The 14,969-nt window shown below is 66.7% G+C and carries 13 protein-coding genes; 4 read left to right on the forward strand and 9 right to left on the reverse strand.

The genetic code is table 11. The annotated features are described in order from the left end of the window. Window positions 1–8: 8 nt before the first annotated feature. The 4 genes from IEY07_RS11690 to IEY07_RS11705 are packed head-to-tail and all read right to left on the reverse strand — an operon-like array spanning window position 9 to window position 4,013. The gene (locus IEY07_RS11690; protein ID WP_188895556.1) at window positions 9–983 is read right to left on the reverse strand and encodes an ABC transporter ATP-binding protein; all 975 of its coding nucleotides are present in this window, start codon (window positions 981–983) and stop codon (window positions 9–11) included. 11 nt (window positions 984–994) lie between these two features. After that, a complete protein-coding gene (locus IEY07_RS11695) occupies window positions 995–1,831 on the reverse strand; it encodes an ABC transporter permease (protein ID WP_229669988.1) in 837 nt (278 codons plus the stop codon). Next, complete coding sequence (locus tag IEY07_RS11700; protein ID WP_188895557.1) at window positions 1,824–2,618, reverse strand: ABC transporter permease; 795 nt, start codon at window positions 2,616–2,618, stop codon at window positions 1,824–1,826. Before IEY07_RS11700 ends, IEY07_RS11695 begins: the two co-directional genes overlap by 8 nt. Before the next feature lie 60 nt (window positions 2,619–2,678). Beyond that, window positions 2,679–4,013 carry a phosphoribosylaminoimidazolesuccinocarboxamide synthase gene (locus tag IEY07_RS11705; protein WP_188895558.1) on the reverse strand — a complete coding sequence of 445 codons (1,335 nt, stop codon included), beginning with the start codon at window positions 4,011–4,013 and terminating at the stop codon, window positions 2,679–2,681. Window positions 4,014–4,147: 134 nt separating this feature from the next. Between IEY07_RS11705 and IEY07_RS11710 the strand changes: the two genes are divergently transcribed. Continuing rightward, a complete protein-coding gene (locus tag IEY07_RS11710) occupies window positions 4,148–5,131 on the forward strand; it encodes a phosphotransferase family protein (RefSeq protein ID WP_188895559.1) in 984 nt (327 codons plus the stop codon). Between the two features lie 33 nt (window positions 5,132–5,164). On the opposite strand, the gene IEY07_RS11715 is transcribed toward IEY07_RS11710, so the two are convergent. Genes IEY07_RS11715 through IEY07_RS11725 form a run of 3 tightly spaced genes read right to left on the reverse strand, consistent with a single transcriptional unit; the run spans window position 5,165 to window position 7,088 of the window. Then, window positions 5,165–5,764: an NUDIX domain-containing protein gene (locus IEY07_RS11715; protein ID WP_188895560.1), complete on the reverse strand. Its 600-nt coding sequence runs from the start codon at window positions 5,762–5,764 to the stop codon at window positions 5,165–5,167. A gap of 48 nt (window positions 5,765–5,812) precedes the next feature. Next, entirely contained in the window at window positions 5,813–6,457 is a 645-nt protein-coding gene (locus IEY07_RS24720; protein WP_373288841.1) for a 2'-5' RNA ligase family protein, read from the reverse strand. Beyond that, window positions 6,411–7,088, reverse strand: a complete 678-nt coding sequence (locus IEY07_RS11725) for a hypothetical protein (RefSeq protein ID WP_229669989.1) — start codon at window positions 7,086–7,088, stop codon at window positions 6,411–6,413. The genes IEY07_RS24720 and IEY07_RS11725 overlap by 47 nt, the downstream gene beginning before the upstream one ends. Window positions 7,089–7,397: 309 nt before the next feature. On the opposite strand from IEY07_RS11725, the gene IEY07_RS11730 reads away from it, so the two are divergent. The 3 genes from IEY07_RS11730 to IEY07_RS11740 are packed head-to-tail and all read left to right on the forward strand — an operon-like array spanning window position 7,398 to window position 12,185. Beyond that, window positions 7,398–8,405 (forward strand): hypothetical protein, encoded by a 1,008-nt coding sequence (locus IEY07_RS11730; RefSeq protein WP_229669990.1) that lies wholly within the window; start codon window positions 7,398–7,400, stop codon window positions 8,403–8,405. A gap of 58 nt (window positions 8,406–8,463) precedes the next feature. After that, window positions 8,464–10,407: an ABC transporter ATP-binding protein gene (locus IEY07_RS11735; protein ID WP_188895564.1), complete on the forward strand. Its 1,944-nt coding sequence runs from the start codon at window positions 8,464–8,466 to the stop codon at window positions 10,405–10,407. 5 nt (window positions 10,408–10,412) lie between these two features. After that, the gene (locus IEY07_RS11740; RefSeq protein WP_188895741.1) at window positions 10,413–12,185 is read left to right on the forward strand and encodes an ABC transporter ATP-binding protein; all 1,773 of its coding nucleotides are present in this window, start codon (window positions 10,413–10,415) and stop codon (window positions 12,183–12,185) included. Window positions 12,186–12,212: 27 nt separating this feature from the next. Here the strand turns inward: IEY07_RS11740 and purB are convergent, their stop codons facing one another. Together purB and purD are read right to left on the reverse strand one after the other, a co-directional pair. Beyond that, complete coding sequence (purB, locus tag IEY07_RS11745) at window positions 12,213–13,646, reverse strand: adenylosuccinate lyase (RefSeq protein ID WP_188895565.1); 1,434 nt, start codon at window positions 13,644–13,646, stop codon at window positions 12,213–12,215. Continuing rightward, a complete protein-coding gene (purD, locus tag IEY07_RS11750) occupies window positions 13,643–14,896 on the reverse strand; it encodes a phosphoribosylamine--glycine ligase (RefSeq protein ID WP_188895742.1) in 1,254 nt (417 codons plus the stop codon). The genes purB and purD overlap by 4 nt, the downstream gene beginning before the upstream one ends. Window positions 14,897–14,969 lie beyond the last annotated feature (73 nt).

Here is a 14,969-nt window from a genome sequence, read left to right on the forward strand (position 1 = left end):
GACCCTGCTCAGGACTCGATCGACTGGTGGTAGAGCGTGCGGACGATGTCCTCGATCGCCGGCTCGGTCAGTGTCAGGTCCCTGACCTCGGCAACGGCGCTCACCTCGGCCAGCACCATCGCCGCGGTGGTCTGGTCCGGTGCGAACGAAAAGCTCTGCCGGGCGCCGTTCAACTCGGTCCCGACGTTGACGGCGCTCGGAACCTCCAGCCCCGGCTGGGGCTCGGCCAGGTCGACGACCAGGACCCGCTGCAGCGCCACCCGCCGGGACAGTCCGCGGAGTGTTCCGTCGTAGGCGAGCTTTCCATGATCAACGACGAGCACCCGTTCGCAGAGTCGCTCGATATCGCTCATGTCGTGGGTAGTCAGCAGCAGTGTGGTGCCTTCCTCGGCTCGTTCGGTGATCAGGAACTGTCGTAGCCGCTCCTTGCTGATCATGTCCAGCCCGATGGTCGGCTCGTCCAGGATCAACAGCCGCGGCCGGTGCACCAGGGCAGCCGCGACCTCACCCCGCATCCGCTCCCCCAGGGACAGCTGCCGGACCGGAGTGCTCAGGAAGGCCTGCAACTCGAGACCCTCGATCAACTGCTCGATCCGCGGTCTGGCCCGTGCCGCCGGCAGCCGGTGGATCGCGGCCAGGATGTCGAAGGACTCCCGCAGCGGCAGGTCCCACCACAGCTGGCTGCGTTGACCGAAGACGACACCGATCTCCCGGGCGAGAGTCCTGCGCTGCGGCACCGGCTCATAGCCGCAGGTCCGGACCCGTCCACCACTGGGCACCAGAATCCCAGTCAGCATCTTGATCGTGGTCGACTTGCCGGCGCCGTTGGCCCCGATGTAGCCGACCGCCTCGCCGGCGTCGATCCGTGCACTGATGCCGTCGACGGCATGCACCTCGCGGGCGACCCGGCGAAGGCCACCGGTCCGCGCCCGCACGATGAAGGTGCGGCGCAATTCGTCCAATTCGATGATGGCATCGCTCATGGTCAACACGCCTACCCTCCGGCTCCGGTGTAATGACGTACGCCCCGGCGCCACACCACGGCGGCGAGCAACCAGGTCCAGCCCGCGAAGACCGGCGGCAACCAGCCCAACCAGGCCGGCAGCCAGCTCGGACCGTCCATTCCCAACATGATCAAACACGGCACGTACGCCGTCGCCGTCACCGGGAAGACGAAGGTGAAGAGCACCCGCAGCGGCAGCAGCAGTGCGCTGCCGGGCAGGTGTCCGGCGTACGAGCCCCCGTAGACAAAGGAATTGGTGAATTCTGATCCGTCGACGATCCAGAACTGCAGACCGCCGGCGAGCACGAACAGAGCGCCGTAGATGGCGGCACCGTAGAGCGGCGTGGTGATCAACAAGTAGATGGTCGCGGCGTTGAAATCCAGGTGCACCCAGAACAGGACGATCACCGCGATCAGCAGTCCAAGGAAGGCACGGCCGACGCGACGCAGCTGGAAGTCCGCGGTGATCATCTGCGCCAGCAGCGGCATCGGCCGGATCAGGAACGCCTCGAGCTTGCCCTCCCGGATGTAGCGCGGGATGGTGTCGGTCTGGCCGAAGATCAGATCCGCGATACTCCACCCCAGGTTGGCCAGACCGAAGACCAGCGACGCCTGCGCGAAGTTGAGCCCGCCGAGGGTCGGGGTGTTGGTGAGCAGCACATAGGTCTCGACGAATTCGAGCACGCCGGTGAAGAAGGAGTTGACGGTGTTGATCCAGAAGCTGGACCGGTAGGTCATCTGGGCGCGCAGTCTGGAGGCGAGCAGGATCGCGTACGACTCCCGCTTGGTGACCAGATCGGTCGTCGGCGGGGATACCAGTTCAGCCACCCTGCACCACCAATCGGGACGAGCCGCGCCACAGCATCAGCCTGGTAGCCGCGGCCAGCACGATCGTCCAGACCAGCTGCACGCCGACCACCCGGAGCGCGGCCGCACCGACCACCCTGCCGGACATCACGTCGATCGGGCTCTGGAACATCGACGGGAACGGCGACGCGGTGGCGATCACCTGCAGCCATCCCGGGAAGATGTGCACCGGCACGTAGAAGCCGCTGAGCAGCGACATCAGCAGCATGTAGAGGCTGGTGTAGCCCTGGACATCGATGGTCCACAGGCTGATCAGATTCACCCCGTAGCGCAGCAGGAAGCTGATCGAAACCGCCAGCGCCAGGCTGATCAATCCGAGCGGAATCGCCCACAGGGAGGACGAGAACGCCAGCCCGGTGGTGACCGCGCCGATGATCACCGGCAACAGGCCACGGGCCGGGATCATCAAAGCCGCCCGACCGAAGTCCCTTGCCCAGTAGGAAAGTTGGAGGTCGATCGGCCGGGACAGATCGATCGCGATCTCACCGGTCTGGACTCGTTCGGAGACCTCATGGGTGCCGAGCAGCCCGATACCGGCGAGCAGACCCTGGCCCAGCCAGACGTAGGTGGACGCTTGAGCCCGGTCGTAGCCGGCGATGGTCCCGCCGGCTCCGACCAGGGCGGCGTAGAAGACGCTGAACCGGATGAACCCGAAGACGGTGTTGGCACTGATGCCGGCGGCCAGCGCGAGCCGGTAGGTGCTCTGCCGCCGGAACTCTGCCGAAGCGAGGAGAAGGTAGCGGCGCACAATCACGCGACGTTACGACTCCGGATCGGCGGCGTCAACAGCTTTTTGCGCTGCCCTGGGTCAGCCGCCGAGGACTTTCACCACCCGCTCGCTCGCGGTCAGCTCTGAAGGCTCGAAGGATCGCTGGGTCAGCTCCTCCGCAAGGAGGATGTAGCGGGTCGCTGTCGCGATCCGTACGTCGTCGGACAGGATCGGCGGTTCTCCCTCGCCGTGGAAACCTCGCTCCACCATCCACTCCCGCAACGGCTCCTTGTCAAGTGCTCGCTGCTCCTGTCCGCTGCGGAACAGTTCCTGGTAGGTGTCTGCATACCAATAGCGCGAGCTGTCGGGTGTGTGAACCTCATCGATCAGCACGATCTCGTCGCCGAGCAGCCCCAGCTCGTACTTCGTGTCGACCAGGATCAACCCGCGTTCGGCAGCGATCTCGGTGCCCCGGGCGAACAACTGGAAGCAGATTTCGGCGCAGCGGTCGAACAGCTCGGCTGTGATGAGGCCGCCGGCGATCGCCTCCGAACGACTGAGGTTTCGATCGTGCTCCTCGAGCTTGGTCGTCGGTGTCAGGATCGGATCCGGCAATTGCTGGTTCTTGCGAAGCCCGTCGAGCAGTCGGTTGCCCGCGATACTTCGTGTCCCGGCCTCGTAGTTGATCCACAGCGATGTGTTCGTGACGCCCGTGATGTAGCCACGGACAACGAATTCCAGCGGCACCGGCGTGCACTCGCGGACCCGCCAGACATTCGGATCGGGCGCCTCGATCAGGTGATTGCGGACGATATCTGCGGTGGCGTCGAACCAATACTTCGCGATTGCGTTGAGGATCTGCCCCTTGAACGGGATCGTTCCCACCAGCCGGTCGAACGCCGACAATCTGTCGGTGGTCACGATGGTGCGAACATCCCCGTCGACGTAGCTGTCACGGACCTTCCCCTCGTGCCGGGCACCCAGGTGGTCGAAGTCGGTGCGGTCGAGAGCCCCGCGCACTTCCCTGGCGAATCTCTCGCTGCTGATCAACGGCGCTCCCTCGTCCACGCGTAGCGATGACTCCACGACATCCTCTCTTTCGATCATCCGGTCCATTGCGTCCACCTGCGCAGCCGCCCGGCGAGCCGCCTGGGTCAAGCGACGGCGGTGCTCGACCAGCCGCGCCCGGCGGGCCCCTCGATCCGAGGTGTCGACGATGGCGGCGACCTCCTCGAGGGGCATCCCGACGTCCCGCAGGACGGCCAGGGTGCGGGCGCGCGGCAGTTGGCGCAGTCGGTAGCGGCGGTAGCCGGTGCGGTCATCGACCTCCGCCGGCACCAGGAGGCCGATCTGGTGGTAATGCCGCAACGTGTCGACGGTCAGTCCCGACAGCTGCGCGAATGCGCCGATTCCGATCCATTCATCAGGGGCCACACCGATACGGTGCCATCCTCGTCCGCCCGAGAGTCAACACCGGCGCGGGGCGAAGACGCAGAGTGCCCAGGAACCGACGCCGGTCGCGAGAAACTGCGTCGCCTGTTCGGTACGCCGGCGCTTACGATCCTGGGATGTCGGAGCGCGGAGTCGGGGCACCGTCTGACGTCGACCGAGGCCAGCACCTGGCCGCTCTGCACGGTGCATGGACGACGCCGATGGACGTCGTGGCGTCGGTGGTCGGCGAGGTGACGAGGGCGCCGATCATCAACTCCCGCAGGATTCTCGACGGCGAGCAGAACGAGGTCTACGACGTCACGATGGAGCGGGCCCCATCCGTGATCGTGCGGATCGCGCATGACGGGGCCGAAAGCCACGACCGGGAGGCGTGGGTCGTCGGCGAGTGCAGGGCACGAGGCATTCCGGCTCCCCGGGTTCACGCCGTTCGTCGCATGGAGGTCGACGGCGAGGTCCGGTCCGTGATGGTGATGGAGAAGCTGCCGGGCGAGCGACTCGCCGATCTTGGTCCGGACGAGGTCAACGTTCGCCGCGTCCTGCGAGAGGTTGGGGAATGGCTGAAGCAGCTCCACGCCATCCCGGTGCACGGCCTCGGCAATCTGGACGGCTCCGGCGTCGGCGAGTTCGCCACCCCGGATCAGTGGCTGGCCAACGTGACCGGTCGGGCGAAGGAGTTCGAGGAAGCCGGTCGGTCCGTCGGGCTCGCACCCGCGATGATCCATGGATGGTTGCGGGAGATCGTCGACACGTTCCGTACGGCTCCACCTCGGATGATCATGAGCCACAACGATCTCTTGGCTATCCATGTCCTGGTGCACGACGGAAGGCTGTCGGGGATCATCGACTTCGGTGTGGCCGCAGCGGAACCCGTGGCCAACGACTTCGCCAAATGGGACTTCCGAGAAGGGTCACGATTCCCGGTCGAGTGGATCCTGGACGGCTACGGCGATCCCGGGATGTTCCGGACGCCGAACGATCGCAGCTACCGTGCACTCTGGCTGCTCCACGGGCTCTGGTATCTGCGCCACTACCACGTGACCGGGTTACCTGCCGGAGTCGAAGCAGGCCGCGACCGACTGCTGAGTGGAGTCCATCGATAGTGCCTGGATCACGACCCGACCACTGCCGGCCAGTCATGGGTGGGGCGGGAACGCCTGGTCACTTCCGTCTGGCTGGCGGGCGGAGCCAGCCGGAGGATGATCGTCCGGGAGGCGCACAAGCGGCCCATCGCCGTACCGGTTCAGATCCCACAACGAGAACGTCGGACCATCGCCGGGTTCCTGGCGAAGAAAGTCTGCGGTCGACTGCGAACCGGGAAAGACACCGGCACTCAGCACCAGGTCGATCGCCTCTCGCAACGGCACGAATCGTGCCTCGATGATCAAATCGTCAGGATCATCGGGCGTGAAGCTGTCCTCCGTGACCTCGCCAAGATCAACATTGAACGCCAGAAACAACAGCGGCTGATCACGTCCGGGCGCGTAATGCTGGGTGCCGAACGCCAGCGAACCGACCGATCTCACCACCAACCCGGTCTCTTCCTCGACCTCGCGCCTGACAGCAGCATCGAGCAGCTCACCCGGCTCGAGGCGTCCACCCGGCAACACCCACTGGTCCGGTCCTTCACCGCCAAGAGTGTGCTCATGAACCAGCAAGATCTCGTCGCCGCGGCGGGCAACACCACCGACAACCATCGCCGCGCGTGTCCAGCCATCCGAAGCATCATCGCTCATCGTCAGCCTCCTGTGCCGAACCCTAGATGATCATCGACGCGCATCGCACTACCCCGATCGCGACGATGAAGCGGATCCGGCGAGTGGCGCGTCGTGGCAGAGCGACCAGCGGCCTCCCGGCGCTTCCTGCGTCCAGATCGACACACTCCTGACAAGTGCATCAATTGGACGAAATGATGCTCGGAATCGCCCGGCCAATGGCTCGCCGCCGCGACGTGCAACGCTGAGGTGCCAGACGTGGTCGGCCCGAACGCCGCCGAACTCTGCGAATCCGTGCGCAACGGCCGCCAGCAAGCGATCAAGATCGACACTTGATTCCGGTGCCAGATAGACCGTTCCCTGAGGGAAGGTCCGGACGTCTGCGAACCGGACCATGAACTGATCGAGTCCAGCGACGCAGCCGCGGAGCCTGTCCCGGGCAGCCTCCCCTGATGGATCCGTACAGGCCGGCGATGCCATGGTCATATGTGGCGGGATCACCTCCGCGAGGCTCAAGCCATCACCCGCAGGCAATCGCGAAACGCTACGAAGCGGGTCCACGACACCGCGCAGGTCGTCAAACGTCACCAACACTGCCGAATCCACAATCACGATCGTGCCAGGAAGTCCCTCGGACATGATCGTCGGCAGGAAGCTCTGACTTTGATCACAGACCGCCGCTGCGGAGAATGCGCACCGCTTGGACGGTTGCATAGCCGCGCCACTCCAAGGCGGACGCCGGGCTGAATGTCTGGTAGTCAACGGTCCAGCCGCCGTCGGGCTGTTGTTGGCCCGCCAGCCGCTCAAGGTCCTTCGCCACTGCCGCCGACCCGAATACCGCCCGCGACGGCGCATCGGCGTACGGCGTGAAGTCCAGCAGGTGCAGCGCTTCGCCCTCTGCCCCACCAGCGACCGGAGTCGGCCCGTCACTGATCACCCGGCCGGCGTACGGGTCCACCAACTCGGCGGCACGCCGGTTCACCCCTGCGGCCGCGTCGAGGAAGCGCAGCACAAACATCAACTCGTACGGGTTCGGCTCCCGCAGATCCGCGATCGCGAACAGGCAATACTCGGTGGCGCCGGCCAGCCAGGGGTGGCCGGCCACATCCGGCCGTAGGGCCGCCAGCCGGTGCGCCTGGGCGGCAAGCTGGGCTGTCATCTGCAGCGACGACACCGACGCATCGGCGTCCCTCCAGTGCGGTGCCTCCCCTTCGGAGTCGGCATGACCAAGCCCGAACGGCAGACCTCCATCCGCCAGGGCATGCTCGGCCAACCAATCGCAGATCTCGCGTGGCCGCGGGGTGAACACATCGCGGATGTCAGCCAGGACCTCCAATGCGTGCATCGCACCAACCGGTTGACTCGTCCGCGACCTGAGGTCAGGTTCCAGTGCCCACCCGTAACCGCCGTCGGGGTTCCGGTACCCGTCCAACGCGGCCACCACTGCGGCAGTATCGCCATCGTCTCCCAGCACCACGCTCAGCCGGCGACGATCGATCACGCGAGCGTGCGTCGCGGAAAACGCCCTCGCAGCTCCAGGATCCCATCGCATGCGCCCATCATTCATGTCTGCACTGACAACGTCCCCGGATCCGCACCGAGATCTGGCAAAACCCGATTGCGTGTCCGGCAGCTTCTGCCCGACTCTGGCGCAGTGACCCTCCCGAACGTCGAAGCCTTGTTGTCCGCGCCGCGCGGACGGGGATTGTGCTTGGCAATCGCCGGCGGCGTCGATGAGCAGGTTCATTCCGCGTGGTCGCAGGCCGCCTGGCAGCCGGGCAACGACCGGCTGCTGGACAATCTGGTCCAGTTGCTCGCCGACATCGATCCGAGCCCGATCCCGGATTGGACCGACCCGCTGGCATTCGCCGATCCGATGGACCTCACCGTGTCGAGCGCGATGGGCTGGCAGGAACCACATCCGGAAGACGTCATCAGCCGAGCCGCACCAGTCGTTGCGGCCCTCGGTCCGATCGGCGAGGCCGTGGTGTCGGCGCCCGGCGCGAGGTGGTGGCCGACCGCCGTAGACCTCGACGCACTCCGCTACACCAGCCGGTTCGACCGCCACGACAAGTTGCACCCGCCTGTAGACCCGACTCTTGGCGACACCACCACGCGCCTCGAGCGGTGGCGTGCAGCCGAGATGCAGACCAACCAGCGGGATCGTCGGCTGCTGTCCGCCGACCCAGCCGCGAACTACAGCGGGCACTGGTGGTCGATTCCCGCCCTCAGCGGACTGATCGCCACCACGAGACAGCTACCCCGACTTGGGGCGATCAAGTTGATCTGGGAGGAGGACAGCCCTGGCGACGCCGACGACTGGGACGGCGTCCACCTGACCGTGATCCGGCTACCTGACCACCGCCACCCGATCGCTGGCTGTCACCGACGAGGCCGCGACCGTGCTGGCGGGCTGGGACCCCGACCAGACCTGGTGGCTGACCGACATCCTGCGCGTGGCCGGCCCAGCACAGCGCTGGCACAGCCCGGACGACGCCGCAAAGGACTACGCATGGCGCCTGGAGCCACCGGACTCCGAATGATCCGCCTTATTGGCCCACGGAACGGACGACCGCACCAAGATCATCGGACCACGGGGTTCGCCGCGAGCCGCGACCATGATCGCCCACACGCCGCAGGGCCAACAATGACACCGCTCTGATGCCAGTTTGACGTCATTGTTGGTTGACATGGCGTCATAGTGATGTCACGATGGCGCCATGCCTCTGTCAGCCGCCTCGCAGACCCGCTCCGGACGCGCCGTCAGGACACGGATCGCCTCGATCGCGCCGGTCGGCCGCTCCTACCTCAGCCATGCGCAGTTGCTCTGGCTGACGGCACCGGCCGCCTCACTGGCCGCGCTGATCCTCACTCTGATCGGAGCGGCCGCCTCGACAGCCGGCATTGTGCTGCTCGGAAAAGTGATCGGGTCCGGGGTAGCAGCGGTCGGCCATCCCGGGTCGGCGGCCTCCCATCAGGCGATGATGTGGCTGGTCTGGCTGGCGATCAGCTTCCTGGTCCCGCCGGTCGTCGGCGGCGTGATCAACGTGCTCAGCCAGCACATCACCTCCGCGGCCGCCGCCCGGGTGGCCGCACTGACATCCGAATATGCCAATTCCCCCAGCGGGATCGAGCACCTCGAGGAACCGGACGAGTCACGCCGGCTGCATCGGATGGTGCAGGCAATCGGCGAATGGACCTACCTGGAAGGGATCGCCGGCACCTGGACGGTGCTGCAGACCCGATTGAGCGGTATCGGCGCCTTCGCGGTGATCGTGACCTGGCACTGGTGGGCCGCGCTGATCTTGGTCACCGGTTACCTGGTCACCGGCCGGGCACTCACCGCCTGGTTGTTGTCGATCTTCGCCGACATGGCCCTCGATCCACCGATCGAGCGCCGCCGGGCCAGTTATCTCTTCGACACCCTGATGAAGGCCGACGCAGCCAAGGAGATCCGGCTGTTCGGCCTGCCCACGTGGATGATCGAGCGTTACGGCACGATGTGGCGGCAAGCGATGACCGACGTCTGGCGCCGTCGCAATGCGACGATCGGGCCGGTGCTGTCCAGCACGATCGTGATGGCCGCCTGCACAGCGCTGTTCTACGCGGTCCTCGGCCATGAGGCCTGGACCGGCGCCATCCCGGCAGCGACAGTCACTGCCCTGGTCGGGGCCTCGGTCGGCCTGCAGGCGCTCGGAATGCTGGGAGATGAGCAGGTGCTCTTCAGTCAGGCGATGGCCACGACCGAGCGGGTGCGTACGGCCCGACTCCAGGTCAAGCTCCCCGGCCTCCGATATGCCGAGGGGTCACAAATTCCTCCATCTGTGCGACGTGTCGACGATCCTGCGGTCGCCCCGGCGGAGATCGTGATCCGCGATCTGCACTTCAGCTATCCGAGCCGGGAGACGGCGGTCTTCGACGGACTCGATCTGAGGATCCCGGCGGGCCAGTCCGTCGCGATCGTCGGCGTCAACGGCGCCGGCAAGTCGACCTTGATCAAGCTGCTCTGCGGCCTCTACCGACCGGACTCCGGTGCGGTCCTGGTCGACGGTGCCGATCCCGCGACCGACCCGTCGGCCCGCGACCGAGTCGCGGTGATCTTCCAGGACTTCGTCCGCTACCAGCTGTCGCTGAAGGAGAACGTCGCCCTGGGTGCTCGCGGCGCAGCCGACATCGATGCCGTGATCCGTACTGCCCTGCATGATGCCGCCGGCGACGATGTCCTGGCCCGGCTCGGCGACGATTGGGATGTCGTGCTCTCCGGTGAATACGCCGGCGGCACCGATCTCTCCGGTGGCCAGTGGCAGCGGGTCGCGCTGGCCCGGGCGTTGGCCGCGGTCGCCGGCGGATCCGGAGTGCTGGTATTGGACGAGCCGACCGCGGCCCTGGACGTACGGGCCGAGGCACAGCTGTTCGACCGGTTCCTGGAGGTGACGCGCGGGATGACCACCGTCCTGGTCAGCCACCGGTTGAGCTCCGTACGCCACGTCGACCGGATCGTGGTGATCGAGGACGGACGGATCGTCGAGGACGGCAACCACGACCAGCTGCTGCAGCGCGGCGGCCGCTACGCCGACATGTTCACCTTGCAGGCCAGCCGGTTCGCCACGGCCTCCGGGCGGTCCACCGAGTCCGCCGCGATCGCTGAAGGAGCAGTCCGTTGATCACCATGATCAAGTCCATCGCCCTGGTGGTCGCCGCCTCGATCCGGGTCAGCCCTCGGCAGAGCCTGGTCTGCCTGCTGGAAACCCTCGGCAATTTCGTCGGGATGCTGCAGCCGCTGTTCATTGCCTGGCTGGTGACCGGCGCCATCCAGCACGACGGAAGCTTGGTGATCAGGGCGCTGATCTGTTTCGTCGTCTCCCTGACCGTCGTCAGCGTGCTGATGATCATCGGTAACAACGCCCGGATCTCCCAGTACGAACGGGTCGGCTTCTGGTTCGACACCGAGATCTCCCGGCTGACCTCATCGATCAGCACCCTTGATCATCTGCAGAGTGCCGAATACCAGGATAAGGCCCAGACCCTGCGCGATCATCAGGGCCTGCTGGGCTTCGCGTTCAACATGGTGCTGAACGCGCTGCGGATGGCGGTCCAGGGTGGCGGAACGCTGGCCTTGGCGCTGACCGCGGATCCCCGGATGCTGCTGGTGGTGATCGCCGGCGTTCCGGCAGTGATCACCGCACGCTGGACCAGCCGGTGGCAGACCCAGACCGACGACGCCTCCGCCCAGCCCAGCCGGCAGGTCAAGCACCTGCTCGACCTGGCCGTCCGGCCCGGCCCCGGAGCCGAGGTCCGGGTCTTCGGACTGCAGTCCTGGCTGCGCGATGCGACCGCAGCGGCGACCCGCCGCTGGTTGGACCTGCGAGTGGCGCTGGCCCGGCGGCAGGCGATCGTGCAGACCTCGACGTCGGTCTTCTTCTTCGCCGTTGCGGGCATCGTGCTGGCCTGGATCCTGCGGGACACCATCGCCGGCGCAGTCCCGGTCGCCGCGTTCGTCCTGGCCGCGAGCCTGGTGACTCGGCTGCAGATGACCAGCGACGTGTTGCAGTGGTCGATGCGGGTGCTGATCCGGGTCGGCAACGACGGCGGGCGATTCCTGTGGCTGCGGGACTATGCCGCCGAACAGCAGGCCCAGCACACCGGCACGGCAACGCCGCCCCGACGGCTCCGCGCCGGGATCAGCACTATCGGTCTCGGCTACAACTATCCCGGCGCCGAGAAGCCGACGCTGAGCGATGTGAATCTCGACCTGCTCGCTGGCGCGGTCGTGGCCGTCGTCGGCGAGAACGGGGCCGGCAAATCCACCCTGATCGGACTGCTGACCGGGATGCTCACTCCGACCGAAGGCCGGGTGCTCGTCGACGGTGTCGACCTGAATGATCTTGATCATCAGCAGTGGCGGGCAAGGATGTCAGGCGCCTTCCAGGACTATGCGCGGCTGGAGCTGCTCGCCCAGGAGTCGATCGGCGTTGGTGATCTTGACACTCTGGACAGCGAGACCGCCGTGCACGCGGCGCTGGACCGGGCGTCGGCGACGGACGTGCTGACCGCACTGCCGACCGGTCTGCAGACCCAGCTGGGCACCACCTGGCCGGGCGGTGTCGAACTCTCCGGCGGTCAGTGGCAGCGGCTCGCGATCGCGCGCGGGATGATGCGCGAGAGCCCTCTGCTGCTGGTGCTGGACGAGCCGACCGCCGCACTGGACGCCGGCACCGAACACGCGCTCTTCGAGCGGTACGCCGATGCCGCCCGCCGGGCCGGCGGCCGAGGCGGCGTGACGCTGCTGGTCACCCATCGGTTTTCGACCGTCGCGTCGGCCGATCTGGTCGTGGTGCTGCGGGAGGGCCGGGTCGCCGAGGTCGGCACCCATGCCGAGTTGTACGCGGCCGGCAGCCATTACGCCGAGTTGTACGACCTGCAGGCTCGGGGATATCGCTGACCCTTCGACAAGCTCAGGGAGCCTGGATCAGAGGATGTCGCCGGGCCGGTACGCCGCCGCCTCCGGATGCTCCTGGGCGATCTTCTCGACCTCGGCCGCCAGCGCGGAGACCTGGCTGACCGCCGTACCGGCAAGCTCGAGCGGATGCGCGAGGACCTGGTCGAGAGCGTGCCGATCGAGCCCGAGCCGCGGATCGGCGGCGAAGCGGTCCAGCAGGTCGTTGTCCCGCCGGCCGGTCTCCCGCATCTCCAATGCGACGGCGACCGCATGTTCCTTGATCGCCTCGTGGGCGGTCTCCCGGCCGACGCCGTTGCGGACCGCTGCCATCAGCACCTTCGTGGTGGTGAGGAAGGGCAGGTAGCTCTCCAGCTCGGCCTCGATCACCGCTGGGAACGGGCCGAAGTCGGCGAGCACCGATAGGAAGGTCTCGAACAGACCGTCCAAGGCGAAGAAGCTGTCCGGCAGCGCGACCCGGCGGACGACCGAATCGGAGACGTCACCCTCGTTCCACTGATCACCGGCCAACTCGCCGATCATGGAGACGTGACCGCGGATGATCACGGACAGGCCGTTGACCCGCTCGCAGGACCGGGTGTTCATCTTGTGCGGCATCGCCGACGACCCGACCTGGCCGGGACGGAAGCCCTCGGTCACCAACTCGTTGCCGGCCATCAGCCGGATGCTGGTTGCGACATTCGACGGCGGCGCGGCGATCTGCGCGAGCGCCGAGACCACGTCGTAGTCCAGCGACCGCGGATACACCTGCCCGGTGGAGGTGAACACCTCGGGGATGCCGAGATGCTCGGTGATCCGCCGCTCCAGCTCGGCGACCTTCGACTCGTCGCCGTTCAGCAGGTCCAGCATGTCCTGGCTGGTGCCGACCGGGCCCTTGATACCGCGGAGCGGATAGCGGTTGATCAGATCGGTGATCCTGGCATAGCCGACCAGCGCCTCGTCGGCCGCGGTGGCGAAGCGCTTCCCGAGCGTGGTCACCTGGGCTGCGACATTGTGCGAGCGGCCGGCCATCGGCAGCTCGGCGTACTCGGCGGCCAGCCTGGTCAGCGTGACCAACGTGGCGACGACCCGGTCGCGGATGATCTTGAGCGCCGAGACGATCTGCAGCTGCTCGACATTCTCGGTCAGGTCCCGGCTGGTCATCCCTTTGTGGATGTGCTCGAATCCGGCCAGCGCGTTGAATTCCTCGATCCGCGCCTTGACATCATGCCGGGTGATCCGCTCCCGGGCGGCGATGCTGGCCAGGTCGACCTGGTCGACGACCTTCTCGTACGCCGCGATCACCACGTCGGGGTCGTCGCCGCCGAAGTCGACACCAAGATCACGTTGTGCGGTCAGTACGGCGATCCACAGCCGCCGCTCCAGAATGATCTTGTTCTCCGCCGACCACAGCTGCTGCATCGCGGTGGACGCGTACCGGTTGGCCAGCACATTGGGAATGCTCATGATCGAATCTCCACCTTGCCCTCGGCTGCGGCGAGTGCGATGTCCGTACGGTAGAAGGCACCCTCGAGCTTGATCTTGGCGATCTCGGCGTACGCCTGGTCGCGGGCCGCGTGCAGATCCTCACCCAGGCCGACGACTGTCAGCACCCTGCCACCCGAGCTGACCAGTTGCCCGCGATCGTCGGTGCTGGTGCCTGCCTGCAGCACCGGAACCGGGACGTCATCAAGCCCTGTGATCACCCGGCCAGTGACCGGCTGCTCCGGATAGCCCTCCGAGGCCAGGACCACACCGACCGCCGCGCCAGGCTTCCATCGCAGCGGCGCGAGATCGGCGAGCTTGCCGGTGGCGGCGGCGTAGAGCACGCCCCCGAGGGGGGTGTCGAGCTTGATCAGCAGCGGCTGGGTCTCCGGATCGCCGAACCGGGCGTTGAACTCCACCACCCGGATGCCGCGGCTGGTCAACGCGAGCCCGGTGTAGAGCAGCCCGACGAACGGTGCACCGCGGCGGGCCAACTCGTCGACCGTCGGCTGGATCACCGTGTCGACCACCTGCTGGACGAGATCGTCCGGAGCCCATGGCAAAGGGGTGTACGCCCCCATCCCCCCGGTGTTGGGTCCTTGATCATCATCGTGGGCCCGCTTGAAATCCTGGGCTGGCTGCAAGGGGACGACAGTACGGCCGTCGACGAAGGCGAACAGGCTGACCTCAGGCCCGTCCAGGAATTCCTCGATCACGACCCGGCCGCAATGTGCGGCGTGTTCAATGGCGGCTCGAAGGTCGTCGGTGACGATGACCCCTTTGCCCGCGGCCAGGCCGTCGTCCTTGACCACATACGGCGCACCGAACTCCTCGAGCGCCTGTCGGGCCTCTCCGGCATCGGTGCACACCACGGCCGCGGCCGTCGGTACGCCGGCAGCGGTCATGATCTCCTTGGCGAAGGCCTTGCTGCCCTCGATCCGGGCCGCGGCAGCGTTCGGGCCGAAGACCGGTATGCCGGCTAGCCGGACTGCGTCGGCAACCCCTGCGACCAAGGGAGCCTCGGGTCCGACGACCACCAGATCGACGCCGAGTTCGGTCGCCAATGCGGCCACCGCAGCGGGGTTGTCAGCATCGACCGCGCGATTCTCGGCAATGGCCGCGGTGCCGGGATTGCCGGGTGCAACGTAGAGGTCGCCGACCTCAGGATCGCGACTCAGTGCCAGAGCGATGGCGTGCTCACGGGCACCGTTGCCGACCACCAGCACGGACATCTCAGCTCCAAGCTCTGCCACGTCCACCTAGCCTACCGAGCGGATCCGGGTGACAGCGATTCCGCGGCGCCAG

It is taken from the genome of Microlunatus endophyticus (assembly GCF_014646195.1).
In the GTDB taxonomy this organism is placed as follows: Bacteria; Actinomycetota; Actinomycetes; order Propionibacteriales; family Propionibacteriaceae; genus Microlunatus; species Microlunatus endophyticus.

Excerpts from the sequence above, each read along its gene's own strand:
- IEY07_RS11735 (WP_188895564.1), top strand. The coding sequence starts at position 8,464 with ATGCCTCTGTCAGCCGCCTCGCAGACCCGCTCCGGACGCGCCGTCAGG.
- purB (WP_188895565.1), bottom strand. The coding sequence starts at position 13,646 with ATGAGCATTCCCAATGTGCTGGCCAACCGGTACGCGTCCACCGCGATG.
- IEY07_RS11690 (WP_188895556.1), bottom strand. The coding sequence starts at position 983 with ATGAGCGATGCCATCATCGAATTGGACGAATTGCGCCGCACCTTCATC.
- IEY07_RS11715 (WP_188895560.1), bottom strand. The coding sequence starts at position 5,764 with ATGAGCGATGATGCTTCGGATGGCTGGACACGCGCGGCGATGGTTGTC.
- IEY07_RS11725 (WP_229669989.1), bottom strand. The coding sequence starts at position 7,088 with ATGCACGCATTGGAGGTCCTGGCTGACATCCGCGATGTGTTCACCCCG.
- IEY07_RS11710 (WP_188895559.1), top strand. The coding sequence starts at position 4,148 with ATGTCGGAGCGCGGAGTCGGGGCACCGTCTGACGTCGACCGAGGCCAG.
- IEY07_RS11740 (WP_188895741.1), top strand. The coding sequence starts at position 10,413 with ATGATCAAGTCCATCGCCCTGGTGGTCGCCGCCTCGATCCGGGTCAGC.
- purD (WP_188895742.1), bottom strand. The coding sequence starts at position 14,896 with ATGTCCGTGCTGGTGGTCGGCAACGGTGCCCGTGAGCACGCCATCGCT.
- IEY07_RS24720 (WP_373288841.1), bottom strand. The coding sequence starts at position 6,457 with ATGCAACCGTCCAAGCGGTGCGCATTCTCCGCAGCGGCGGTCTGTGAT.